This is a genomic window from Kurthia sp. FSL E2-0154, assembly GCF_038003625.1.
In the GTDB taxonomy this organism is placed as follows: domain Bacteria; phylum Bacillota; class Bacilli; order Bacillales_A; family Planococcaceae; genus Kurthia; species Kurthia gibsonii.
This window is the reverse complement of the sequence record NZ_JBBOPO010000001.1, coordinates 1,242,890-1,265,657: the sequence shown is the minus strand read 5'-3', so window position 1 is coordinate 1,265,657 and position 22,768 is coordinate 1,242,890. Positions and strand designations below refer to the sequence as shown.

General features: G+C 36.5%; 28 protein-coding genes. 21 read left to right on the top strand and 7 right to left on the bottom strand.

Annotated features, from left to right (window positions below; all coding sequences use genetic code 11):
• Positions 1-55 precede the first annotated feature (55 nt).
• Positions 56-466 carry a GyrI-like domain-containing protein gene (locus MHB75_RS06215; RefSeq protein WP_068453022.1) on the bottom strand — a complete coding sequence of 137 codons (411 nt, stop codon included), beginning with the start codon at positions 464-466 and terminating at the stop codon, positions 56-58.
• A 211-nt stretch (positions 467-677) separates the two neighbouring features.
• Here MHB75_RS06215 and MHB75_RS06210 point away from each other — a divergent pair, with 211 nt between their 5' ends.
• On the top strand, positions 678-1,121 hold the full coding sequence (locus MHB75_RS06210) for a BrxA/BrxB family bacilliredoxin (RefSeq protein ID WP_068453025.1): 444 nt from the start codon (positions 678-680) through the stop codon (positions 1,119-1,121).
• 119 nt (positions 1,122-1,240) lie between these two features.
• Complete coding sequence (locus MHB75_RS06205) at positions 1,241-2,254, top strand: aromatic acid exporter family protein (protein ID WP_340996542.1); 1,014 nt, start codon at positions 1,241-1,243, stop codon at positions 2,252-2,254.
• Positions 2,255-2,357: 103 nt separating this feature from the next.
• Here the strand turns inward: MHB75_RS06205 and MHB75_RS06200 are convergent, their stop codons facing one another.
• From MHB75_RS06200 to prli42, 3 genes are all read right to left on the bottom strand, one after another.
• Positions 2,358-2,513 (bottom strand): hypothetical protein, encoded by a 156-nt coding sequence (locus tag MHB75_RS06200; protein ID WP_340996541.1) that lies wholly within the window; start codon positions 2,511-2,513, stop codon positions 2,358-2,360.
• 25 nt (positions 2,514-2,538) lie between these two features.
• Complete coding sequence (locus MHB75_RS06195) at positions 2,539-2,676, bottom strand: hypothetical protein (RefSeq protein WP_340996539.1); 138 nt, start codon at positions 2,674-2,676, stop codon at positions 2,539-2,541.
• A 78-nt stretch (positions 2,677-2,754) separates the two neighbouring features.
• Positions 2,755-2,853, bottom strand: coding sequence for a stressosome-associated protein Prli42 (prli42, locus tag MHB75_RS06190; protein ID WP_156422349.1), 99 nt, complete (start codon positions 2,851-2,853; stop codon positions 2,755-2,757).
• Positions 2,854-3,252: 399 nt separating this feature from the next.
• Between prli42 and mce the strand changes: the two genes are divergently transcribed.
• The 13 genes from mce to MHB75_RS06130 all read left to right on the top strand — a co-directional run bounded on the left by mce (position 3,253) and on the right by MHB75_RS06130 (position 13,914).
• Positions 3,253-3,651: a methylmalonyl-CoA epimerase gene (gene mce, locus MHB75_RS06185; protein ID WP_068453045.1), complete on the top strand. Its 399-nt coding sequence runs from the start codon at positions 3,253-3,255 to the stop codon at positions 3,649-3,651.
• 21 nt (positions 3,652-3,672) lie between these two features.
• Complete coding sequence (locus MHB75_RS06180; protein WP_340996537.1) at positions 3,673-5,220, top strand: acyl-CoA carboxylase subunit beta; 1,548 nt, start codon at positions 3,673-3,675, stop codon at positions 5,218-5,220.
• A 144-nt stretch (positions 5,221-5,364) separates the two neighbouring features.
• Positions 5,365-6,627 (top strand): D-serine ammonia-lyase, encoded by a 1,263-nt coding sequence (locus MHB75_RS06175; protein ID WP_340996536.1) that lies wholly within the window; start codon positions 5,365-5,367, stop codon positions 6,625-6,627.
• Positions 6,602-7,762 (top strand): hypothetical protein, encoded by a 1,161-nt coding sequence (locus MHB75_RS06170; RefSeq protein WP_141273391.1) that lies wholly within the window; start codon positions 6,602-6,604, stop codon positions 7,760-7,762. Before MHB75_RS06175 ends, MHB75_RS06170 begins: the two co-directional genes overlap by 26 nt.
• 60 nt (positions 7,763-7,822) lie before the next feature.
• A complete protein-coding gene (locus MHB75_RS06165; RefSeq protein WP_141273393.1) occupies positions 7,823-8,947 on the top strand; it encodes a M20/M25/M40 family metallo-hydrolase in 1,125 nt (374 codons plus the stop codon).
• A gap of 318 nt (positions 8,948-9,265) precedes the next feature.
• Positions 9,266-9,748: a chemotaxis protein CheW gene (locus MHB75_RS06160; RefSeq protein WP_141273395.1), complete on the top strand. Its 483-nt coding sequence runs from the start codon at positions 9,266-9,268 to the stop codon at positions 9,746-9,748.
• 137 nt (positions 9,749-9,885) lie between these two features.
• Complete coding sequence (locus MHB75_RS06155; RefSeq protein ID WP_340996530.1) at positions 9,886-11,118, top strand: DNA polymerase IV; 1,233 nt, start codon at positions 9,886-9,888, stop codon at positions 11,116-11,118.
• A gap of 11 nt (positions 11,119-11,129) precedes the next feature.
• A complete protein-coding gene (rnz, locus tag MHB75_RS06150; RefSeq protein WP_340996528.1) occupies positions 11,130-12,080 on the top strand; it encodes a ribonuclease Z in 951 nt (316 codons plus the stop codon).
• A 1-nt stretch (position 12,081) separates the two neighbouring features.
• The gene (locus MHB75_RS06145; RefSeq protein WP_340996527.1) at positions 12,082-13,161 is read left to right on the top strand and encodes a metallophosphoesterase; all 1,080 of its coding nucleotides are present in this window, start codon (positions 12,082-12,084) and stop codon (positions 13,159-13,161) included.
• A 21-nt stretch (positions 13,162-13,182) separates the two neighbouring features.
• Positions 13,183-13,479, top strand: coding sequence for a hypothetical protein (locus MHB75_RS06140; protein WP_340996526.1), 297 nt, complete (start codon positions 13,183-13,185; stop codon positions 13,477-13,479).
• Positions 13,463-13,603, top strand: a complete 141-nt coding sequence (locus tag MHB75_RS06135) for a hypothetical protein (protein WP_340996524.1) — start codon at positions 13,463-13,465, stop codon at positions 13,601-13,603. Before MHB75_RS06140 ends, MHB75_RS06135 begins: the two co-directional genes overlap by 17 nt.
• Before the next feature lie 3 nt (positions 13,604-13,606).
• Positions 13,607-13,702 (top strand): sigma 54-interacting transcriptional regulator, encoded by a 96-nt coding sequence (locus tag MHB75_RS15100; protein ID WP_373863114.1) that lies wholly within the window; start codon positions 13,607-13,609, stop codon positions 13,700-13,702.
• 26 nt (positions 13,703-13,728) lie between these two features.
• The gene (locus MHB75_RS06130; RefSeq protein ID WP_141273405.1) at positions 13,729-13,914 is read left to right on the top strand and encodes a branched-chain amino acid transport system II carrier protein; all 186 of its coding nucleotides are present in this window, start codon (positions 13,729-13,731) and stop codon (positions 13,912-13,914) included.
• 161 nt (positions 13,915-14,075) lie between these two features.
• Here the strand turns inward: MHB75_RS06130 and MHB75_RS06125 are convergent, their stop codons facing one another.
• The gene (locus MHB75_RS06125) at positions 14,076-15,257 is read right to left on the bottom strand and encodes a YbfB/YjiJ family MFS transporter (RefSeq protein ID WP_340996523.1); all 1,182 of its coding nucleotides are present in this window, start codon (positions 15,255-15,257) and stop codon (positions 14,076-14,078) included.
• 123 nt (positions 15,258-15,380) lie between these two features.
• On the opposite strand from MHB75_RS06125, the gene MHB75_RS06120 reads away from it, so the two are divergent.
• Together MHB75_RS06120 and MHB75_RS06115 are read left to right on the top strand one after the other, a co-directional pair.
• Positions 15,381-15,581: a hypothetical protein gene (locus MHB75_RS06120; RefSeq protein ID WP_068453085.1), complete on the top strand. Its 201-nt coding sequence runs from the start codon at positions 15,381-15,383 to the stop codon at positions 15,579-15,581.
• Positions 15,582-15,748: 167 nt separating this feature from the next.
• Positions 15,749-16,345 carry an SH3 domain-containing protein gene (locus MHB75_RS06115; RefSeq protein WP_340996522.1) on the top strand — a complete coding sequence of 199 codons (597 nt, stop codon included), beginning with the start codon at positions 15,749-15,751 and terminating at the stop codon, positions 16,343-16,345.
• A gap of 404 nt (positions 16,346-16,749) precedes the next feature.
• Here MHB75_RS06115 and MHB75_RS06110 read toward each other — a convergent pair whose 3' ends face one another.
• Positions 16,750-17,694, bottom strand: coding sequence for an alpha/beta hydrolase (locus tag MHB75_RS06110; protein ID WP_340996521.1), 945 nt, complete (start codon positions 17,692-17,694; stop codon positions 16,750-16,752).
• Positions 17,695-18,009: 315 nt separating this feature from the next.
• On the opposite strand from MHB75_RS06110, the gene merR reads away from it, so the two are divergent.
• The 3 genes from merR (at position 18,010) to MHB75_RS06095 (ending at position 21,553) form a co-directional block, all read left to right on the top strand.
• Positions 18,010-18,402 (top strand): Hg(II)-responsive transcriptional regulator, encoded by a 393-nt coding sequence (merR, locus tag MHB75_RS06105; protein ID WP_001863748.1) that lies wholly within the window; start codon positions 18,010-18,012, stop codon positions 18,400-18,402.
• A 28-nt stretch (positions 18,403-18,430) separates the two neighbouring features.
• Entirely contained in the window at positions 18,431-20,071 is a 1,641-nt protein-coding gene (merA, locus tag MHB75_RS06100; protein WP_002440486.1) for a mercury(II) reductase, read from the top strand.
• A 159-nt stretch (positions 20,072-20,230) separates the two neighbouring features.
• Positions 20,231-21,553 (top strand): ISL3 family transposase, encoded by a 1,323-nt coding sequence (locus MHB75_RS06095; protein WP_009374086.1) that lies wholly within the window; start codon positions 20,231-20,233, stop codon positions 21,551-21,553.
• A 237-nt stretch (positions 21,554-21,790) separates the two neighbouring features.
• Here the strand turns inward: MHB75_RS06095 and MHB75_RS06090 are convergent, their stop codons facing one another.
• Entirely contained in the window at positions 21,791-22,330 is a 540-nt protein-coding gene (locus tag MHB75_RS06090; RefSeq protein WP_340996519.1) for a hydrolase, read from the bottom strand.
• Positions 22,331-22,531: 201 nt separating this feature from the next.
• Here MHB75_RS06090 and MHB75_RS06085 point away from each other — a divergent pair, with 201 nt between their 5' ends.
• Positions 22,532-22,711: a YezD family protein gene (locus tag MHB75_RS06085; protein WP_068453096.1), complete on the top strand. Its 180-nt coding sequence runs from the start codon at positions 22,532-22,534 to the stop codon at positions 22,709-22,711.
• Positions 22,712-22,768 lie beyond the last annotated feature (57 nt).

Below are 22,768 nucleotides of genomic sequence, written 5' to 3'. Positions count from 1 at the left end.
TTTGATTTAAAAAATGCCACACAACAAATGTAGTTGTATGGCATATTGTTATAAATTATTCAATTGGAACCCAAACCTCAATTTGGTCTAGCGCTTTCCCTTTATACTTTTCGAAACTAATACCTGGACGATGGATGTAGTCTTGGTGGCTGCTTAATTCTCTGAATGCTTTTTCAAGGTCATTGATTGAACTGAGCTCCCCAACGAGGTATTTACCGGATGCGATGGATACACTTTCAGTCGGTACGTCCTCAGGCATATAATCTTCTTTAATACCTGCTAAATAACGAATACCATCGTCCGTTAAATCGACAAAAACACCGTATAATACGTCATGTTGTACGTCGTAATCTTCCAGCACTTCTGCAAGTTCTTCCCATTGTTCAGAAATATCGTCCGTTTTACATTCATGAATCTTTAAACCCGAAATCACAAAATCCTTTACTTCTTGTACACGTGTTTGCATTGGCTGGAACCTCCTCATATTCAAATAGTAGAGTGTAACTAACTCTATTATATACACGTATTTCGAAATAGCCAAACTTTTTATTTAAAATTTAGGAATATTCTCGTAATTACTTTGAAAATAAATTAATTTAGTTAAAACCGATTCGGACGCTTTGAATTCAAAAGAATCTAATGTATGATAGTAAGGAGTTAATTGTGAAGGGAGTTATTTGAATATGAATGACTATGATTTATTTTATCAAGATATGTTAAACCAAGCGCGCGGTGAATTATCGGGCAATGGTTATGAAGAATTAAAAACAGTGGAAGCAGTAGAAGATGCTGTAAAACGTCAAGGAACAACATTATTCATGGTGAACTCTGTATGTGGTTGTGCAGGCGGTATTGCACGTCCAGCAGCAGTACATTCGATTAATTATCCAAAACGTCCAGATCACCTTGTAACTGTATTTGCAGGACAAGATAAAGAAGCAACAGCAATGGCACGTGCTTTCTTCGGGGAAGATCACATTCCATCATCACCATCATTTGTTTTAATGAAAGATGGTCAAGTAGTGGCAGAAGTTCCACGCCATGAAATCGAAGGTCATGAACCAATGGCTGTTATTACACATCTGCAATCACAATTTGAAGATTTCTGTGAAGAAGTTTAATACGTTTTAAAGGGGAGGGATTGCTTTAAGCAGTTCCTTCTTTTTAATTATGTAAGAATTTTGTAAAAAAAGTTTTCTAAACCAAATCTGTGGTAATCTATTATGTGAGGAGGCCATGTATGAAACTTAAAAAAATCAAGCGCTTTTCAATTGGCTATCGTACATTAAAAACAGCTGTCGGGATTGCGGTAGCAATTGGTATTGCATCATTTCTCAATCTCGAATACTATACATCCGCAGGGATTTTAACCATCCTGTCCATTCAGACGACAAAAAGAAAGTCTGTTCATGAGATTTATACGCGCATAGCCGCAGGATTATTATCCTTGTTACTTTCCTATATTTTATTTTCAATTGGCGGATATAATGTCATTACGTTGGGGGTTTTAATTCTCTTATTTTTACCACTCCTCGTCATGTTCCATATTACATCGGCCTTCGTATCGAGTGTCGTCATCGTTCTACAAATCTTTAATTCAGGGGAATTTACATTACCTCTCTTATATAATGAATTATTATTGATGCTTGTTGGATTTGGTGTAGGATTTTTAATCAACTTTTATATGCCAGATATTAGTAAGGGGTTAAATAAATATCGTATTGCGATTGAAGAAGCATACAGTGCTATTTTTCATGAAATTGAAAAATATTTACGTACAGGTGATACGTCTTGGGACGGTAAAGAACTATTAATTGCTGAAAAAAGTGTAGCGAAAGGGAAGTCACTTGCCTACATGGACGTCGAAAATCACTTAGCACGTAAAGAAGATGTATATTATCGTTACTTTGATATTCGTGAAAAGCAGCTTGAAATTATCGAGCGCGTCCTACCTAAAATCACAAGTCTACCTGCATCTGTTGCACATTCAAAGATTGTGGCTGATTTTGTAGGAGAACTATCTGAGAACGTACATTCAGGTAATACTGTAACAGAGAGCAGAAGGAAGTTACAATGTGTACGAGAACGTTTTGAAGAAATGCCAATGCCTAAAAATCATGAAGAATTTTTAGCCATGTCTGCGCTTTATGTCTTTATAGAAGAAATGGATGAATATTTAGCCATCAAACAAAACTTTGAAGGACTTAACGTGAAAAAAGGTAAGTTGAAATCTAAAAAAAGTGTATCGATTTAAAAATTAATACACTTTTAATTTCTATAATAAAGAGATGAACATAAAATAACCCGTAGCTATTGTTTTAGCTACGGGTTTATTATGCTTCATTGAAAAATTTACTTTAACGCAACTGCGTATAGCGCGATTGTTTTGCACGTGGTGGTTCACGCAAAGGCATTAAAGCTTTTTGTATAGGAATCCATCCATATACAGATAATTGATGTAAGTATTGTGGAATTTGCGGCATGTATAGACACCATAATTCGTTCCAATACATTGGACGTTTTTTTCGAATAGGCTTGCTACCGCGCAGATTCAATTGCAAAACTTGAAGTTTGTGCAAGCTGTAATTGTGGCGGTGTTTTATGCTCAGTGAAAAAACTTGCATAATAGGCGTCCGTAATCGTTACAACATAACTCATCATCAATAATAGTTTCATTCAATTCATTAAGAAATCATTTCTCCTTCAAATTACGATATGAATATAGTACGTTCGAGTGGGGAAAAGGTTTCAATATTACGATAATATAATAGATAAACCAAACATAACCGTTGAAATTAACATAATTCCAATCATAGTCATGACAACAGCTTTTTGAAATTTCTTATTGCTCACGTTGATTCTCTCCTTGTTTGCATCGTTACTTCATTTTAACAAATCCCCTGTATTCGAGCAAAGGGAAAATCATAAAAGAGCGAATTTTCTTTTCGAAACTACTATATAACACAGATGGTTTGATGAAAAAATAAAACACAACCATTTGAATGTTTTGAAAACTCGCTGAACAATAAATCACTGTTTTTATTCCGTAAAAATCGAAATTTTGAACGTTTTTACGTTTATTTTCTCGTAAAAACGTATTTCCTTGATTTTTTGTTTCCTTCATTTACTATTAGAATAGGCTGATTGTTCAGAAAAGTAATCGCTATCATTGGAAAAAATTATTATATAGGTAGAGTTTTACGAAAAAATCAGTTACAATTGTGTTATACAACAAAAAGGAGTTGGGGACTCGTGGAAAATGTTGATCACATTGGCATCGCTGTCAATAATCTCGATGAACGTATTACATATTATACAGATGTACTCGGTATGAAACTTCTAAATGTCGAAGAAGTTGCTTCAGAACAAGTACGTGTAGCATTCATTGATGCAGGTAATACACATATCGAATTATTAGAACCACTTAGTGAAGAAAGTGCCATTCACAAGCACTTGGAAAAGCGCGGTGAAGGAATTCACCATATCGCATTACAAGTCGTTGGAATTGAAACGGAGATGGAACGTATGAAAAATGAAGGAGCCCGTCTATTGTCTGAGCAACCAAAAATTGGTGCTGGCGGTGCAAAAGTTGCCTTCATTCATCCGAAATCATCTTTTGGTGTACTTTACGAGCTAGTTGATCGAAGCTAATACAAAGGGGAATCGTAAACAATGGATATGTATGATAAAATAAACGAATTATTTGACAAAAAGCGTGAAATCGAATTGGGCGGTGGTGACGCTCGTATCGAAAAACAACATGAAAAAGGTAAATTAACAGCGCGTGAACGTATTGATTTATTATTAGACGAAGGTACATTCGTTGAAGTAAATCCATTCGTAAAACACCGTACTGTTGACTTTGATATGGCTGGAAAAGAAGGTCCAGGAGATGGTGTTGTAACAGGTTACGGTAAAGTAAATGGTCGTCCTGTGTACCTATTCTCACAAGACTTCACAGTATTCGGCGGTGCATTAGGTGAAATGCATGCGATGAAGATAGCCAATGTAATGGATTTAGCAGCAAAAACAGGTGCACCATTCATCGGTATCAATGATTCAGGTGGCGCACGTATTCAAGAGGGTGTACTTTCATTAGATGGTTATGGTGAAATCTTCTATCGTAACTCAATTTATTCGGGTGTAATTCCACAAATCTCTGTAATTATGGGACCTTGTGCGGGCGGTGCAGTTTACTCACCAGCTATTACAGACTTTATCTTAATGGTTGAAAAAACATCTCAAATGTTCATTACAGGACCAAAAGTAATTGAAACTGTAACAGGTGAAAAGATTTCTTCAGAAGGTCTTGGCGGTGCAAAAGTACATAACGCAATCGCAGGGAACGCACATTTCCGTGCACCAAGTGAAGAAGAAGCAATTGAGCAAATCAAACAATTATTAAGCTACTTACCACAGAATAATACAGAAAAAGCACCGATGGTTGAATTTAACGAAGAAGATGAGTACCGTTCAGAATTATTAGACATCGTGCCAATCGACCAAACAAAATCATATGATGTACGTAAAGTAGTTGAGCAAGTTGCGGACCCTGGTACATTCATGGAAGTTCAAAAAGACTTCGCTAAAAATATCGTTGTTGGTTTTGCGCGTATTAAAGGCGAATCAGTTGGTTTTGTATGTAACCAACCAAAAGTACTTGCAGGTGGCTTAGATATCGATTCATCAGATAAACTAGCACGTTTTGTACGTACTTGTGATGCATTTAATGTTCCCGTTATTACATTTGAAGATGTAACAGGCTTCTTCCCAGGCGTTAAACAAGAGCATGGTGGAATCATTCGTCATGGTGCAAAAATCTTATTTGCTTATTCAGAAGCAACTGTACCGAAAATTACAGTTATTCTACGTAAAGCATACGGCGGTGCATATGTAGCGCTAAACTCAAAGTCAATTGGAGCAGATATGGTATACGCTTGGCCAAATGCTGAAATCGCAGTAATGGGTGCAGCTGGTGCAGCGAATATTATTCATGCAGGCGAGATTGCAAAATCAGATGACCCTGAAGCAACACGCACACAAAAAATCGAAGAATACAAAGAAAAATTCGCAAATCCATATGTAGCAGCTTCTCATGGCTTAGTTGATGACATCATCGATCCACGTGAAACACGTCTAAAGCTAATCCAATCATTAGAAATGTTACGTAATAAACAAGAAGATCGTCCGAAGAAAAAACATGGTAACATACCATTATAATATTCCTTTAACAATGTAGAAGTGTGTCACGTCTCTTTATAAGACGTGACGCGCTTTTTTTATTGCTTTGAACGAGTTTTACACGAAAAATTGAATCATTTGTAGTAATATGAAATAAAATAAAGATTTTAGGAGGTTCGATGTATGCTGATTATTGAACAGCTTCAGAAAAAACAACCGTATTATTGGGAAAATCCGCATCGCTTACGATGGGAAGAAGCAGAAAAGCAGTTATCGATTCAGCCGACATTAATTGATGATGCGGAAGCACGTCTACAGCGTTTTGCACCATACTTCATGGCGATCGAACCAACAATGAAGGAAGCGAATGGATTAATAGAATCGCCTATTCAACAGGCGACTCTATTACAAAAAAGATACGTGCATGAAAATGAGCAGTTATGGTTAAAGCGAGACGATATTTTACCAATAGCAGGTTCAATTAAAGCACGAGGTGGTATTCATGAAGTATTAACCATTGCAGAACAGTTAGCAACTTCAACTGGACTCATTGAGCCAACAAAAAACTATGCTCAGTTTAGAGAACCAGCATTTCATGCGCTATTTTCAAAATATACAATTGTCGTTGGTTCAACAGGGAATCTAGGATTAAGTATCGGGATTATGAGTGCTAAATTAGGATTTCGTGTTGTCGTGCATATGTCGCATGATGCGAAACAATGGAAAAAAGATTTATTACGTGAAAAAGGTGTCACAGTTGTAGAGCATACGGGTGACTACAGTAAAGCAGTAGAGCAAGGACGAAAAGAGGCAGAAGCAGATTCATTCGCCTACTTTATCGATGATGAAAATTCACAAGCTTTATTTAGTGGTTATGCGGTTGCCGCACGTCGTTTAAAAAAGCAGCTAGAAGAAGCAAACATTCATATATCAATTGAAAATCCACTGGCTGTTTACTTGCCTTGTGGTGTTGGTGGCGGTCCTGGCGGTGTTGCATATGGTCTAAAAACAATTTTTGGTGATGCTGTACATTGTTATTTTGTAGAACCTGTCGAATCTCCTTGTATGCTACTTGGTATGGCGACTGAAAAGCATCATGATATTTCGGTACAAGATATCGGTTTATCGAATCAAACAGCAGCCGATGGTTTAGCAGTAGGTCGTGCTTCTAAGTTTGTAGGGCAGTTGATGATGCCGATTTTACATGGCGTTGTCACAGTGACAGACAATCAACTATATCGTATGGTATATGAGTTAAAAGAGACAGAAGGATTACAAATTGAACCGTCAGCAGCAGCAGGACTTGTTGCGATGGGTGTGATTCAATCATCAGCAGCCTATCATGTAGCGTGGTTAACGGGCGGTGGTATGGTGCCGCAATCTGAATGGCAGAAGTTTTACGAGAACGGAGAGAATATGGATGTTCAAACGCAGAAAGAGAAGTAATACTGAAGTAATGGAACCTGTCGAAGAAGTCGAGGAACACGCTCTAGAGAGAGAAGCAGAAGAACCGTTAGAAGATATGCAGCGTGCAATTCATGTAGACCGCGAGTATATCGATATTCAAAAAGAGAGTTTGGCAGTTGATGTCATTGAGATGCTCCACTTCTTTAATGAATTACCTTCTACATTACCTAAAGCATTACTACAAAAAAATGAAGAAGCGATTGATTACTTTAGAACATTAACGGGTGTTTATGTAGGAACACCTTATGATTTTTATCAGACAATTGTTCTATTCTATTATAAAAATTGGCATAATACAGCCTATCCTTTTAAAGGGAGTCAGTTAGAGTTTGCCTTTTCCAAAGTAGCACATGTCATTTTGGAAAATTTACAACAAGATGCGCACCAATCATATGGGCAAGTGTTTGACATAATCGAAGGAAATCCGAAAGCGTTCTATTTACATGAAGATCAAATTGAACGAACAGCCAATCGTTTTATTCGCCGTATGATAACACAGGTTCCTGAATTAGAAGTAACGGCTTTTTACACACCGATTGAAGGAGAATTTGTTACATTAGCCAATGAGATTTATCGGGATCTTCGCGAAGTAATTTATACGATGGAACATCAGGACTTTTATGACTATGATACGATGTATCGCTGGTTCGCTTATAATGATACTTTATTTGAAACACCTGATTTATTAGAGGTGCGTGCATTTTATTATTATCCTATCAAGCATGTAGAAATTATACGTGTACTTCAATTAATTCGTTTTGATTATTTACAACAACTCTGGTTACAAGTACTTCATTATGAATTATCAACGCAAATTCAATCCATTAAGACAGTTCGCATGTTGGAATACTATTTAGGTGCAGCCAATGATGCGATGTATTCGCAAAATGAATCGCTTTATTTTACAAATCAACGTTTTTTAAATTTGTTTTTTGATCATTATTATTTTGAAAAAGGAATGTTAGAAGATGAGGATAGCCCTAAAGTGAGGCACTGTTTAAAGCAGTTATTAGAACATGTAAATAAAGCAAAAGTAAATGAAGCATTCACGGGTGAGTTAGATATTCTCATCAAAAAAGCTTATTACGATCATCAATTACTAGCTGGTGATTAGAAACGTTTTGTTGATTATGTTAAAATAATAACAGATTTATATAAAAAGGAGTTTTTTACCATGACAAGTCGTGTAGTAGAAGAATTTTTAGAATTAGTTCAAATTGATTCAGAAACATATCATGAAGAAAAGATTTCACCTGTTCTACAAGAAAAATTAAAAGCACTAGGTTTTGATGTATATGTAGATGATGCACATACACGTAACGGACATGCCTCAGGTAACATTATTGCGACGTTAAAAGGAAATGTAGAAGCGGACACAATTTACTTTACAACACATATGGATACCGTTGTACCAGGTGTTGGTATTAAGCCGACAATTAAAGAAGATGGTTATATTTATTCAGACGGTACGACCATTCTAGGTGCAGATGACAAAGCTGGAATCGCTGCATTACTTGAAATGGCGAAACGTATTCAAGAAGAAAAAGTGGACCATGGTGATATCGAATTCGTTATTACAGCAGGTGAAGAATCGGGTTTAGCAGGTGCAAAAGAATTAGACCCAGCAAAAATTACAGCGAAATATGGTTTTGCTGTTGATTCAGATGGCAAAGTAGGTGGAATCGTAACAGCAGCGCCGTTCCAAACAAAAGTTGTCGCGACATTAACAGGTAAAACAGCACATGCAGGGGTAGAACCTGAAAAAGGAATTTCAGCGATTACAATCGCTTCAAAAGCGATTGCAAATATGAAATTAGGTCGCATTGATTCAGAAACAACAGCGAATATTGGTCGCTTTGAAGGTGGGAAAGCAACGAATATTGTATGCGATGAAGTGCATATTTTAGCAGAATGTCGCTCATTAAATGAAGCGAAATTAGAAGTACAAGAGCAACATATGAAACAAGCATTTGAACAAGCTGCGAAAGACATGGGGGGTAGTGCAGAAGTGGAAATTACACGCATGTATCCTGGATTCAGCTTCACAGAAGAAGATTTAGTTGTACAAGTTGCGAAAAAAGCAGTTGAACAAGTAGGTCGTGAACCGAAAATCATGCAATCAGGTGGCGGTAGCGATGCCAATGTCATCGCAGGATTTGGTATTCCAACAGCTAACTTAGCAGTTGGTTATGAAAATATTCATACGACAAAAGAGCGTATGCCCGTTGAAGAATTAGAAAAATTAGCAGATTTACTTGTAGAAGTTGTAAAAGTATCTGCAACTGTTTCATCAAAATAATTATTTTATATGAAGAGAATGTGATGCATTCTAAAAACAATTCTCAATCTAATTATAAGAAGAGTCGAAATGTTGCTGCTTGGCGAGATTTCGGCTTTTTAATATGTAAATATTAAAAAAGCAGTATTTATAAGAAAAATACGAAAGTACGATAGAAATAAGTATTTTTATTTTGTATAAAACAGGGAATATGCCATAAGTATCATTAGTTCTTTAGTTTTAATAATCATTTTGATTTCATGTCCTTTTTACTATATAATGAATAGCACCATGTCATACATAGTAAACATCAAGATAGATAATGGAGGTAAATTCAATATGACAAATTCTAAAGTAGTCGTATTTCGATGCGGTCAGGAAGAATATGCGGTATCAGTCGATCATGTGATTTCAATTGAAAAAATTGAAATGACAAATCGTATTCCACATTTACCAGACTATGTCGATGGATTAACGAAAAATCGTGGTGAATTAGTACCGATTTTAGATTTCGAACGTATTTTATATGGTCGTAGCGGTGGTGGCGATTTAAGTCGTTTACTCGTACTGCATGTCGATGATTTCACATTTGCATTAAAAGTATTAGAAGCAAAAGAAATTTTAGATATTCCAACAGAACAATTGAATCAAGTAGGGCTTGTGAATTATGCACGTACACGTTATTTCACAGCTGTCGCTAACCTAGATGAACGGATGATTACACTCGTATCACCATCTGTATTAGTGGATTCATTAGAAGGCATTAAAGAAATTAAACAATATATGGTTGATTTAAAAAATAAAGAAGCAGAAGCAGAATAAATAAAAGTGGGTTTGAACATGCGTAGGAATTGCGCTATGTTCAAACCTTATTTTTTTAGATTGTTTAAGTAACATAGATGGTATGCAAGTTCTAAACATATTATAATAAGAACATATGATTGGGAAGAGGTGAGGAAATGACACAAGCGCGTATTATTTTTCATTTAGATATGAATTGTTTTTATGCTTCAGTGGAACAAGCATTGAATCCGACGCTAAAAGGAAAAGCGATTGCGGTAGCTGGTAACCCGAAGGAACGTCGTGGCATCTTAGTTACCTGTTCCTATGAAGCGAGGGCAAAAGGTGTATATACGACGATGCCTGTATGGGAAGCAAAACAAAAGTGTCCTGAAATCATTCTCCTCCCACCTAATTTTGATGCCTATAGACGGGCTTCAAAAGCGATGTTCGATCTATTAAGAAGCTATACATATCTTGTTGAACCTGTATCCATTGATGAGGGATATATGGATGTGACAGAGATTGTGCATGGGAGTGAAGCGATTCAATTAGCTGAAAAAATTCAAATGCAGTTAAAAGAAGAACTCGATTTACCTTGTTCCATCGGGATTGCACCGAATAAGTTTTTAGCGAAAACAGCTTCCGATATGAAAAAACCAATGGGCATCACTGTGCTACGAAAAAGACAAGTGCCGCATATATTATGGCCTTTAAAAACGATTGAAATGCATGGAGTAGGCGCGAGTACGGCGAAAAAGTTAGTCACGTATAGCATTGAAACGATTGGTGATTTAGCACAGAAAACGGAAAAAGAAATGCATCAATGGATGGGAAAGAATGGGGTTCGTCTATGGGAAAAGGCACATGGTATAGATCGTAGACAAGTAGACCCAGAAGCCATTTACGATATAAAATCGGTTGGTAATTCGATGACTTCCGCTGTAGACTTAGTAGAGATGCGTGAAGTAGTAGAGATGGTTCAAAAATTAAGTAAAAAAGTAGCAAAACGATTACGTGCGAAAAATTTAGCTGGTACGACTTTGCAAATTCAAATGCGAACATCAGATTGGCAAAATAAAACGCGTTCTATAACATTTAAAAATGGCATCTATGAGCAGCAAGATATTGAACGTGAGGCACTTAAATTAGTGCGCAAACATTGGCACTTTGAACCGTTACGCTTAATGGGGGTTACGGTTAGTCATGTATATAATCGTAGGGAAGCGGCTGAACAACTTTCGATTTTTAATTATGCAGAACATGCAAAAGAAGAACCGGTTTTAAAGTTGGTAGAACAGTTACAACGAAAATACGGAAAAAATAGTCTTCAAAAAGGTGTCTCTGTAGCTAAAAATCCTGATTACACAGCGCAGACGAGTTTTAGTAAAGATTTTTTAGACGATCATTAGGAGGAAATGAAATGCAGATTCAGTTTTTAGGGACAGGGGCAGGCATGCCATCTAAACTGCGCAATACATCTTCAATTGCGCTGAAATTATTAGAAGAATGCGGTGAAATTTGGTTGTTCGATTGTGGTGAAGCAACGCAACATCAAATTTTACATACGACGATTAAACCAGGTAAGATTCATAAACTCTTTATTACACATTTACATGGGGATCATATTTTTGGCTTACCAGGTTTTTTAAGTTCACGCTCCTTTTTAGGTGGGAATGACCCACTAACAATTTATGGACCTAAAGGATTAGAAGAGTGGGTTCGCATGACATTGAATGTCACGAAGACGCATCTAACATATGAGCTTCATTTTGTAGAAGTAGTAGAAGGTTTATTATTTGAAGATGATCAATTTCAAGTATATGTACGTCAATTAGAGCATGTCATTCCTTGTTATGGTTATCGAATCGTCCAAAAAGATTTACCAGGTAAGTTAGATGTAGAAAAAGCACGCCAACTTGGTGTACCGAATGGACCGCTACTAGGACGCTTAAAGAATGGTTTTGATGTACAATTAGAGAACGGGGAAGTTATTTCAAGTGAACAAGTTGTATCTGAACCAATCAAAGGCTTTACTGTGACGATTTTAGGTGACACACGTTACTGTGAGGCAGCTATCGATTTAGCAAAAGGCGCAGATGTAGTCATTCATGAAGCGACTTTTGATGAAGGAACTTCGGAGCTTGCTGCTATTTATGGTCATGCGACGAATGAAGAAGCGGCGCGCGTGGCACGAGAAGCGGGCGCAAAGCAGTTGTTCATGAATCATATTAGTGCACGTTTTTTATCACATGATTTACAACGCCTTGTACAACATGCAAGAGAGACGTTTGCAGAAAGTTATATTGTGAATGATTTTGAACAGTATGCGTGGCGGAGTCATACGTGCCAACTTGTAGAAAAGGAGGAATAGCATGACATTTAAAGTGATATTATTTATCATTATTGCGCTTTTCATTTATTCCGCACTTGTTTTTTATATTGGCTGTAATATACGTGTACTGATGAAAAATTTCGGTTTGAAGCGAGGGAAAGTAGCATTTTGGATTATTTATGCCTTCATCGCGTATTCAATTATGTTGACGCGATTCATCTCACTCGATTTTTTGAAAATAATAAGTGATTATTGGTTATTTGCTTTTTCGTATGGACTCATTTTATGTATCGTTTGTAATATTTTATCGCTTATTTTAAGACGACATTATACACGAATCATTGGAAGTAGCGCCATTGTAATACTATTAATAGCGGCTGGTGTAGGTACATATTATGCTTATACACCAGTCGTTCATTATCAAACAATTGACCGACTTGAAAAGGCGAATGGTCAACAATTAAAAGTAGTTGTCGCAAGCGATACACATTTAGGATTACTCTCGAATAAAAAGCACCTTTCACGTTTTGTAGAGCTTGCAAATAAAGAGAAGCCAGATGTTGTTATTTTAGCAGGAGACCTTGTAGATGACTCACCAAAGTGGTTTAATGAACAGCAGATGAAAGATGAATTGAAGAAACTACAAGCAACATATGGTGTTTATGCAGTTCTCGGTAACCATGAGTACATTGGAGACGAGCTTCCAGCTGTAAAACAAGCCATGAAAAACGCGAATGTGACATTGTTACAAGATCAAACTGTCACAATAGCAGGTGATATCGCATTAACAGGACGTGATGATGCAACAAATAAAAAGCGTGCTTCTTTACAAAAACTTCAACAAGAAGTGAAGAGAGGGCAACCTTGGATTGTGATTGACCATCAACCAAGTAAAACAATGAATGATCCAGGTGTGTCATTCATGATGTCTGGTCATACACACGCAGGTCAGATTTGGCCGGGTAAATGGATGACAGAATTCATTTATAAATTAAACTATGGTCACGAAAAACGAAATGGTACCGATTATCTTGTGACATCAGGATATGGTTTTTGGGGTCCACCAATGCGAATTGGTACACAAGCAGAACTTTGGTCGGTCACCCTTCAATTCAAGTAATAAGCAACTAGAGGTAGGAAAATGAACATGTTACAAGATGTAAAATATTTAAAGGATTATGACAATAAGCTCATTGTCTACCAACATGGTCAAACTCTATTTTTTGATATGGCGGATTTACAAATTTTGACGAACTTAGGTTATACAATGGACCAATTTGTCGGTCGAAACATTACAGCAGTATATGATAATTTAACGTTAGAAGATAGCACATTAATTACCGTTTTAAAAACAGGGAAGCCAATGGAGCACGTATATTTCGAAAAATTCAACGTACCCAATTTTAGATACACAAGGGGTTGTGAAAGGTGCGATTGAATTCTCAAAACATGATTATGAAAATCAGGATATTCATGTTTTAGAAGATTATCCGCAACATAAAAATTATCGAAAAAATAATATAATTCACACAATCGAAGATGTTGTAGCTGCAAGTGATTAATCAATTCGCGTACAAGAAAAAATGAAAAAATTCGCTAAAACGGATTCCACATTGATGATTTTTGGACGCACAGGAACGGGAAAAGAATTGGTGGCTTAAGCGATTTATAAAAGAGGGACAATCTATTGAAAACAATTCAACATACAGTCGTTGTGGGGCTCGCAGTATTTGCGATTTACTTCGGTGTGGGCAACTTAATTTTTCCACCTACAATCAGAAATCTGTTAGGAGACAATTGGATTCTCAGTTTAACATCTGTATTAGTCATTGTACTTTTATTCATTGTGATCACGCAGACTTTGTCGTATTAGAACAAGATTTTTTCACCGTTTCATCTGAAAAAATCAGCGAAACAACAGTGAAAGAAACATATGTCGCAGGTCAATGCGTTTATCAAAAACAAAATCATACATCTCTCCCCAAAATGAGATGAAGCGTCATTGCAACCCCCAATTGCAATGACGCTTTTTTCTTATTCTAAACTTGTGGATTCAACAGCTTGTGTTGCGGGGCTTTTTTGAAAAAGTAAGCCGACACGCAAGAGAATGAGTGCGAACAAAATGATGATGGATGCCAATACAAGCGCAGCATTGTAACTTCCATATTGCTTCACTAGAATTCCAGCTGCAATGGGTCCGATGATTTGTCCAATTGCATAGGAAGTCGTTAAAATCGATACGACACTGGCACTCTTTTTCGGGAAAAGTTGTCTTCCGTAGCTTGTTGACATCGCAACAAGTCCGACAAACGTAGAGCCAAATAGTAGCGCCGATAAAAGTACCGTCCAAATATTCGTCGTAAGAACGGGCAAAATGACAGCCACAATTTGAATGATATATGCAATGGATAAAATCGTCGTTGGTTTATAGGTTGTCATGAGCCAAATCCAGAGCGGTGCAGACGGAATGGCACCTAAACCGACAATGACCCAACTAAAGCCAGCATATTGTTGAATGCTCGGAATACTATGTACCAAGTCAACTAAAAATGTACCTGTAATGATATAGCCAAGACCTTCTAAACCATAGGCAATCGTCAGCCAAACCATAAAACCACGTAGTACTTTATCTGATTTTGGACTTTTAATATGTGGCTCGGCCCGTAGATTACGCCATAAAATGAATGTAATGACCATACAGAAAGCTGCGATGGCTGTTAAACCGAAATAAGCAATCCGCCAATTCCCGTATGAAACGAAAAGCGGTACAACTAATCCAGAGATCGCAATACCAAGTCCGATTCCACTAAATGTATAGCCAGACCATTTGCCAAGTTGGTATTTGGCTAAGTAATCCATTAGCATGCTCGACGTAAGTACGAAGATAATACCTCCTGTAATGCCACTAACAATACGCAGTGAGAACCACATGCTCACCTGATCGGTTACCCCCATGAAAAAGACCGATAAAATGCATAAGAAGACATTTAATCCTAAAATACTCTTTTGATATTTCACAATCCAACCAGCCGCAAAAGCACCGACTAAGTAGCCAATATAGTTCCCAGCAGCAATTACACTACCTGTTTGAACGGATAAATTCTCCGATTCCCGTAAAAAAGGAAGAACAGATGTGAAAGAGAAGCGACCAATCCCCATTGCGATTGTTAAAAAGAAAATAGCGCCAATCATAATACTCAAATGTTTCCTATTCAACGGAAAACACCCCCTTTTGCAGAAAAAAGAAACCTAATTTAACTATACAGAAAAGTGGAAGTGATTACCAATACTATTTATTTTCAATCGTGTTATACTGTAAAGATAAAGGAAGTGAAGTCAATGCGTTACCATCAAAATCAAATGCAAAAATTAGTCAATACCACTCCTCAATTGAAAAAAGAATTGAATGAGATTAAACAATCCATGTCTTTAGAAAATGATTATGCGCTAAAAGCGTTATATCATGCTGCGATAAAAGACGGCGGAAAATTCCAACAAGCGTACCAAGCGCTCGATGTAGAATTTAAAAAGCAATCATAACAAGAAGAGCCTCAGCATAAAAAAATGCTGAGGCTCTTTTCGATGTATATGTTATAAATGGAAAAATAAATTTAATTAGAATCAAATTTTTGCATATTTTAACAAAAAATAGGTATAATTAAATTATAAACTTCTGTATAGTTGTGAAAGAAAAGGAGGAGTAAGATATGAAGAAAGTTATTTTATGTATAGCTTTAATGTTAGGATTCTCATCAGTTTTTGTAACAGAGTCAAGCGCTAAATTAAAAGATAGTCCTAGAAGTGGGTATAATAGTTTTGTATCATCGACAACAGTTTATAACAAACCCAATGGTAAAAAAATAGGTAAAATAAAAAGTGGATTTTCAGTTGATTATCCAGAAGGAACAGACTATGTTCCAAATCGTGTTAAAATTATTAAATTTGTAAATGAAAAATGGGTAAAAGTTAAATATGCTTCAAAAGCACCAGAATATCAAAAAAATTTAGTGCGAAATAAAGTAGGGTATATAAAAGTTAAATATTTAAAAGTAAATTTGTATAGTCTTGATTACGTTATCGTTAATGCTAAAGATGTAAATTTGCGTTCTAAAGCAACAAGTAGTTCAAAAGTAATTCAAAAGATTCCATTGGGGACTCGACTAGAATATTATTATGATATGAATGGAAATGAAGGACCTTTCATAAATATTGATGATAGTAAAAAAACAGGTTGGGTAAAAGTACAGTATGTAAAAAAAGGTAAGAAGTATGTAGGGTATGTAGCCTATAAATATATACATTAAGATAGAATCACATTTAATAAGACTTTTTTGAATATATATTATTCTTTATAGTGGAAATTCATTGAAAATGAATAAGAAGCTGTGCAGAACAAAATTAGAGTATCTCAAATACGAATAATTAAATCAATTGAGTGCGTAGAAAACGACTCCTGCGGGAATAGCATGAGCTGAAAACCCCACAGGAACGCAGTGACGAGGAGTTTGAAGCCATGCCCGAACGCTACGTGATGTAGTGGGGCAAGATTTGCAACAGGACGTTGCGTTCTTTTCTTGCCTACCGCTATTCGTTTTTCGAAGCAGAAATTGATGTAAATGAATAATCCCATATGATTTCAAAAATCATATGGGATTTGCTCTATTGAAAATAATTTTGTCTCGGTCTCTTTTCTGTGTTTAAAATTTAATCAATCTTGTATGATAGAATGGAAGAAGTTGGATAGGTGAATCGTTGCCTCTTCTGTTTCTTGTTCGAAATAGTCCATCTTACTGAAAAAACTATGAATTAAGCCATCGAGAATCACGCGCTCTGATTGAACGTCTGCTTGTTGTAGTTGCTCAATAAACTTTTCGCCTTCATGATTTAATACGTCGTAAGCAGCACTCACAATAATCGTAGGCGGTAGTAATGACTTCTTCTCATAAAGGGCAGGTGAGACATAAGGGTGCGTGAGACGTTCATTCTCTTGTACATAATAACGATAATAAAGATCTAATTCATCGTCATCTAAACCATATTGTTTGGCGAATTGAAGGTCCTCTTTTGCTACAGTAGCAGTGGCATCCAGTGCAGGATACGTAAGTAGCAAAGCTTGAATGGTCGGTCCTTGTTCTTCAATCGCTCGTACGGCAATCGAAGCAGCGAGATTACCACCCGCGCTGTCACCAGCTACAGCGAGACGTTTTAAATCAATCGGTAGTTGTAATGGATTTTGGTAAATCCAGTTTAGTGCATCATACGCATCTTGTTGCGGGATGGGGTAGGGATGTTCAGGTGCTAAACGATAATCCACATTGACAATGATCGCCTGACTATGTTTAGCCAGATACTGACACCCACCATCCATATAATCTAAATCACCGATTGCCCAACCACCGCCATGAAAGTATAAAATGACAGGTAAAATCGTCTCATCTGTATGAGGTGTATAAATACGAATCGGAATTTTGGTACCATCTTTAGCTGTAAAATATGTGTTTTCTATGGATGTTATGCCATCTAATTGAATATGTCGTTGTAAGAAAGGTGTTCGTTCAATTTGAATTCCTTGTTCATTTTCTGTAAATGGATTGTAGCTTCCGTGATTTTGAATGTAGCGTTTTGCTTCAGGCTTTAATTGAATAGATGTCATAGAAAATCCCCTTTCCTGTCGTCTATTATTCGAAGTATAACATAGAAAATATTATTCAGATAGTATTAGTTGGTTTTAAGATGGTATAAATGAAAAAAAGGGTCTTCGGAATATATAGCGGAATTACTTTCTTAATAGTTTAAAAACAACTGGTGTTTAAATCGGATTTTCTGGTGGGATGTTAGGATAATCAATAGTATTATATAAAAGTATCAATCACATACGAGTGATACTTTGGGAAAAAAATAAAATAGTCCAATTTACTTGACCGTGTACTATGGTACACGGTTTATAATATTCATGGGGTGAAATAAGATGATTTATCGCATTAGTGAGTTTGCAGATAAATGTGGAGTTAATAAAGAAACGATCAGATATTACGAGCGAAAAAATTTATTACAAGAACCTCACCGAACGGAAGCTGGTTATCGGATATATTCATATGATGACGTTAAGCGTGTTGGGTTTATTAAACGAATACAGGAACTTGGTTTTTCTTTAAGCGAGATTTATAAATTACTTGGTGTTGTAGATAAAGATGAAGTTCGTTGTCAAGATATGTTCGAATTTGTTTCTAAAAAACAAAAGGAAGTGCAAAAACAAATAGAGGATTTAAAACGAATTGAAACTATGTTAGACGACTTAAAACAACGATGTCCAGATGAAAAGCAATTACATTCGTGTCCAATAATAGAAACATTAACATGAGAGATTAATTAACGAAAGGAGCTTTTTTATGAATAAATTTAAGGTAAACATTTCAGGAATGACTTGTACGGGTTGTGAAAAACACGTAGAATCAGCACTTGAAAAGATAGGTGCTAAAAATATTGAGTCTAGTTATCGTCGTGGTGAAGCAGTATTTGAACTGCCCGATGATATTGAGGTTGAAAGTGCAATAAAGGCGATTGATGAAGCAAATTACCAAGCCGGAGAAATTGAAGAAGTATCATCACTAGAAAACGTGGCGTTAATTAATGAAGACAATTATGACCTTCTTATTATTGGTTCTGGTGCTGCTGCCTTTTCTTCGGCAATTAAAGCTATAGAATACGGTGCAAAAGTTGGAATGATTGAGCGTGGAACGGTTGGGGGAACCTGTGTGAATATTGGCTGTGTTCCGTCAAAAACTCTTCTTAGGGCAGGGGAAATCAATCATTTATCAAAAGACAATCCGTTTATAGGTTTACAAACATCCGCTGGAGAAGTGGATTTAGCTAGTTTAATCACGCAAAAGGATAAATTGGTGAGCGAACTTCGGAATCAAAAATATATGGATTTAATTGATGAATATAATTTTGATTTAATTAAAGGTGAAGCAAAATTCGTTGATGCTAGTACGGTTGAGGTCAATGGGGCAAAGTTATCTGCAAAACGCTTTTTAATTGCAACAGGTGCATCGCCTTCGTTGCCCCAAATTTCAGGACTTGAAAAAATGGACTATTTAACTAGTACAACACTTCTTGAGTTAAAGAAAATACCAAAACGATTAACTGTAATTGGTTCAGGATACATTGGAATGGAGCTTGGACAACTATTTCATCATTTAGGTTCAGAAATAACGCTTATGCAAAGAAGTGAGCGACTTTTAAAGGAGTATGATCCTGAGATTTCAGAGTCAGTTGAAAAAGCGTTAATTGAACAGGGTATAAACCTTGTCAAAGGGGCAACTTTTGAGCGTGTTGAACAAAGTGGAGAGATAAAAAGGGTTTACGTAACAGTAAATGGCAGTAGAGAAGTCATTGAATCAGATCAGTTACTTGTTGCCACTGGAAGAAAACCAAATACGGATTCTTTAAATTTAAGTGCAGCAGGTGTTGAAACTGGAAAAAATAATGAAATCCTGATCAATGATTTTGGTCAAACAAGTAATGAAAAGATTTATGCAGCAGGAGATGTGACTTTAGGACCACAATTTGTATATGTAGCAGCCTATGAAGGTGGAATTATTACTGATAATGCTATTGGTGGATTAAACAAAAAAATAGATTTATCGGTAGTTCCTGCTGTTACGTTTACGAATCCGACGGTTGCAACGGTTGGTTTAACAGAAGAACAAGCAAAAGAGAAAGGGTACGATGTGAAGACATCTGTATTACCTTTAGATGCTGTTCCAAGAGCAATTGTAAACCGTGAAACAACCGGTGTATTTAAACTAGTAGCAGATGCAGAAACACTAAAAGTATTAGGGGTTCATATTGTATCTGAGAATGCAGGAGATGTCATCTATGCAGCATCATTAGCTGTTAAATTTGGCTTAACGATAGAAGATTTAACAGAAACCCTAGCACCATATTTAACAATGGCTGAAGGGCTAAAATTAGCTGCACTTACGTTCGATAAAGATATTTCGAAATTATCTTGTTGTGCAGGCTAAGGGAACTTTTTTACAACTCCCTATTCAAGTGAACCAGCTAATGCTTTAAGGGATTTTCTAAGTGCATTTGTGGTCACAAAAATAATTTAACACTGATGATTTCGACATCAAATCTATAATTGATACCTTAACACCGCAGAGTAATAAAGGATGAATAATATGTCAGACTTATTATCCCTACCAGACATTAAAACAATAGAACCGCCACAAGAAAATGAAACCGATATGATGTTTAAAGTTGAAGCAGTCGGACCACCTGAACGTTGTCCTGAATGTGGTTTTGACAAGTTGTACAAACACAGTTCAAGAAATCAACTAATTATGGATTTGCCCATTCGTTTAAAGCGAGTGGGCTTACAATTGAACCGTAGACGATACAAGTGTCGTGAATGCGGATCTACCTTCTGGGAACGCCTAATATCTGTAGATGAAAAGCGTAGTATGACCAAAAGGCTTTTAAAGTCCATTCAAGAGCAATCCATGTCTAAGACCTTTGTAGAAGTCGCAGAAAGCGTTGGTGTTGACGAGAAAACCATTAGGAACGTTTTTAAGGACTATGTGGCACTCAAAGAACGTGAATACCAGTTTGAAACTCCTAAGTGGCTTGGGATAGACGAGATACATATTATCCGTAGACCTCGGCTTGTATTGACTAATATTGAACGCAGGACTATTTATGACATCAAGCCTAACCGTAACAAGGAAACAGTCATCCAACGTCTTTCAGAAATCAGTGACAGGACTTACATTGAGTACGTCACAATGGATATGTGGAAGCCCTACAAAGACGCAGTGAACACTATCCTTCCACACGCTAAAGTTGTCGTAGATAAGTTTCATGTAGTTAGAATGGCTAATCAAGCCTTAGATAACGTCAGAAAGTCTTTGAAAGCCCATATGAGCCAAAAAGAAAGACGTACCCTTATGCGTGAAAGGTTTATCCTTCTAAAGCGTAAACACGATCTAAATGAACGTGAATCATTCCTCTTAGATACTTGGTTAGGTAATCTTCCTGCTTTAAAAGAAGCCTATGAACTCAAAGAAGAGTTTTACTGGATATGGGATACTCCTGATCCAGATGAAGGTCATCTTCGTTATAGTCAATGGAGACACCGTTGTATGTCCAGCAACTCTAAAGACGCATATAAAGACCTCGTGAGAGCCGTAGACAACTGGCATGTCGAAATATTCAACTACTTTGATAAAAGGCTCACTAATGCTTATACGGAGTCAATTAACAGCATTATTAGGCAGGTAGAGCGAATGGGTAGAGGTTACTCGTTTGATGCCTTACGAGCCAAAATCCTTTTCAATGAGAAGCTCCATAAAAAGCGTAAGCCACGATTTAATTCAAGTGCTTTCAATAAAGCTATGTTATACGATACTTTCAATTGGTATGAAGTGAATGATCACGACATTACAGACAACTTTGGTGTCGATTTTTCCACACTTATTAAGAATTTGGAGAAGGGTGATTTATAAGCCCTTTTCCACCATAAAATCCGAATACCCGAAAAAAATAATAGTGTACATCTGCGCGATTGTAGCGATTTACTCCATATTAGTAGAGCAATCCCCAAATTCTTGGTTACTCCATGTAGTAATCCAAGTGTGTCGCTTTGTTTTTAGCTTGTTCATACTGCTGCGGATTTTCCGAAAAATAGATGCTTATTTTCATCAAAAAAGGGAGCAGTAATCATTCAACTACTCCCTCTTTTGCTATTTAATAATTTTACTTATTTGTTTGAATGCGTCGCCTTTTGCCACTTTCAGCAGTTCAAATAAAGCCATCTCGACCGTTGTTAAAGGAATGTTTTCTTGTTCAAAACGACGTAATGCGATTTCGCGATCAAGTTCGAAGCGAGAATCAACAGCATCTGCAACCACTTCTACATGGAACCCAGCTGCTTTTAAATCTTTAGCGGTTTGATAGACGCAAATATGCGTTTCAATACCACATAATAAGATTTGTTTTTTACCCGAAGCTATTAGTGCCTCTTTAAATTCATCCGTTCCCCATGCACTAAATGTTATTTTTTCAATTGGCTTTGTAATTGGAGATAAGATCTCTGCAAGTGAATCGACAGTAGGACCTAAACCTCTCGGATATTGCTCTAGCCATACAATCGGTAGTTCAAGTGTTTTTGCGCCTTTTAAGAGCTGTTCTAATTTACGAAGTGTTTCTTCATGACGGTTCATCAATGTAGCAAGACGACCCTGTACATCGATTAATACAACTGCAGTTTGTTCTAAATTCATCGAATAAGACCTCTTTTCTTTTCATTAAGTATCAATTTTCTTCCATTTCATCGTATCGTATTTTATGTCTTTCTGCAAAAATCTACAACAATCTAAAAAGAAAATGGAAAATGCTGTTGACTTCTCTGCGTTACAATACTAAAATAAGTCCAATAAAACAATTCCTATAGAGTTACTTAGGATTGAGAGGGATGATATTGTATGACGAATTTAATTGAAGAACAGCACTTATCGGTTATTGAAAAAGCGATTCAAGAAATTCAATTTGGTGAAGTACAAATAACGATTCAAGACGGGAAGATTATTCAAATCAATCGCTTGGAAAAACATCGTTTTACACAAACAAAAACAAATAAACCATCGAAACTAACAATTAAGTAAATATAAAAGAAGCTGACTAGACAACTAGAGGCTCTTATTTTTACGGTTCTTCCGTAT

What these genes read in the sequence shown, in the direction of transcription:
- MHB75_RS06165 (WP_141273393.1), top strand. Translation starts at nt 7,823, where the DNA reads ATGACAAGTCGTGTAGTAGAAGAATTTTTAGAATTAGTTCAAATTGAT.
- MHB75_RS06090 (WP_340996519.1), bottom strand. Translation starts at nt 22,330, where the DNA reads ATGAATTTAGAACAAACTGCAGTTGTATTAATCGATGTACAGGGTCGT.
- rnz (WP_340996528.1), top strand. Translation starts at nt 11,130, where the DNA reads ATGCAGATTCAGTTTTTAGGGACAGGGGCAGGCATGCCATCTAAACTG.
- MHB75_RS06145 (WP_340996527.1), top strand. Translation starts at nt 12,082, where the DNA reads ATGACATTTAAAGTGATATTATTTATCATTATTGCGCTTTTCATTTAT.
- MHB75_RS06120 (WP_068453085.1), top strand. Translation starts at nt 15,381, where the DNA reads ATGCGTTACCATCAAAATCAAATGCAAAAATTAGTCAATACCACTCCT.
- MHB75_RS06140 (WP_340996526.1), top strand. Translation starts at nt 13,183, where the DNA reads ATGAACATGTTACAAGATGTAAAATATTTAAAGGATTATGACAATAAG.
- merA (WP_002440486.1), top strand. Translation starts at nt 18,431, where the DNA reads ATGAATAAATTTAAGGTAAACATTTCAGGAATGACTTGTACGGGTTGT.
- MHB75_RS06160 (WP_141273395.1), top strand. Translation starts at nt 9,266, where the DNA reads ATGACAAATTCTAAAGTAGTCGTATTTCGATGCGGTCAGGAAGAATAT.
- MHB75_RS06095 (WP_009374086.1), top strand. Translation starts at nt 20,231, where the DNA reads ATGTCAGACTTATTATCCCTACCAGACATTAAAACAATAGAACCGCCA.
- merR (WP_001863748.1), top strand. Translation starts at nt 18,010, where the DNA reads ATGATTTATCGCATTAGTGAGTTTGCAGATAAATGTGGAGTTAATAAA.
- MHB75_RS06110 (WP_340996521.1), bottom strand. Translation starts at nt 17,694, where the DNA reads ATGACATCTATTCAATTAAAGCCTGAAGCAAAACGCTACATTCAAAAT.
- MHB75_RS06175 (WP_340996536.1), top strand. Translation starts at nt 5,365, where the DNA reads ATGCTGATTATTGAACAGCTTCAGAAAAAACAACCGTATTATTGGGAA.
- MHB75_RS06170 (WP_141273391.1), top strand. Translation starts at nt 6,602, where the DNA reads ATGTTCAAACGCAGAAAGAGAAGTAATACTGAAGTAATGGAACCTGTC.
- MHB75_RS06180 (WP_340996537.1), top strand. Translation starts at nt 3,673, where the DNA reads ATGGATATGTATGATAAAATAAACGAATTATTTGACAAAAAGCGTGAA.
- MHB75_RS06085 (WP_068453096.1), top strand. Translation starts at nt 22,532, where the DNA reads ATGACGAATTTAATTGAAGAACAGCACTTATCGGTTATTGAAAAAGCG.
- MHB75_RS06215 (WP_068453022.1), bottom strand. Translation starts at nt 466, where the DNA reads ATGCAAACACGTGTACAAGAAGTAAAGGATTTTGTGATTTCGGGTTTA.
- MHB75_RS06195 (WP_340996539.1), bottom strand. Translation starts at nt 2,676, where the DNA reads ATGAAACTATTATTGATGATGAGTTATGTTGTAACGATTACGGACGCC.
- MHB75_RS06115 (WP_340996522.1), top strand. Translation starts at nt 15,749, where the DNA reads ATGAAGAAAGTTATTTTATGTATAGCTTTAATGTTAGGATTCTCATCA.
- MHB75_RS06200 (WP_340996541.1), bottom strand. Translation starts at nt 2,513, where the DNA reads ATGTATTGGAACGAATTATGGTGTCTATACATGCCGCAAATTCCACAA.
- MHB75_RS06155 (WP_340996530.1), top strand. Translation starts at nt 9,886, where the DNA reads ATGACACAAGCGCGTATTATTTTTCATTTAGATATGAATTGTTTTTAT.
- MHB75_RS06205 (WP_340996542.1), top strand. Translation starts at nt 1,241, where the DNA reads ATGAAACTTAAAAAAATCAAGCGCTTTTCAATTGGCTATCGTACATTA.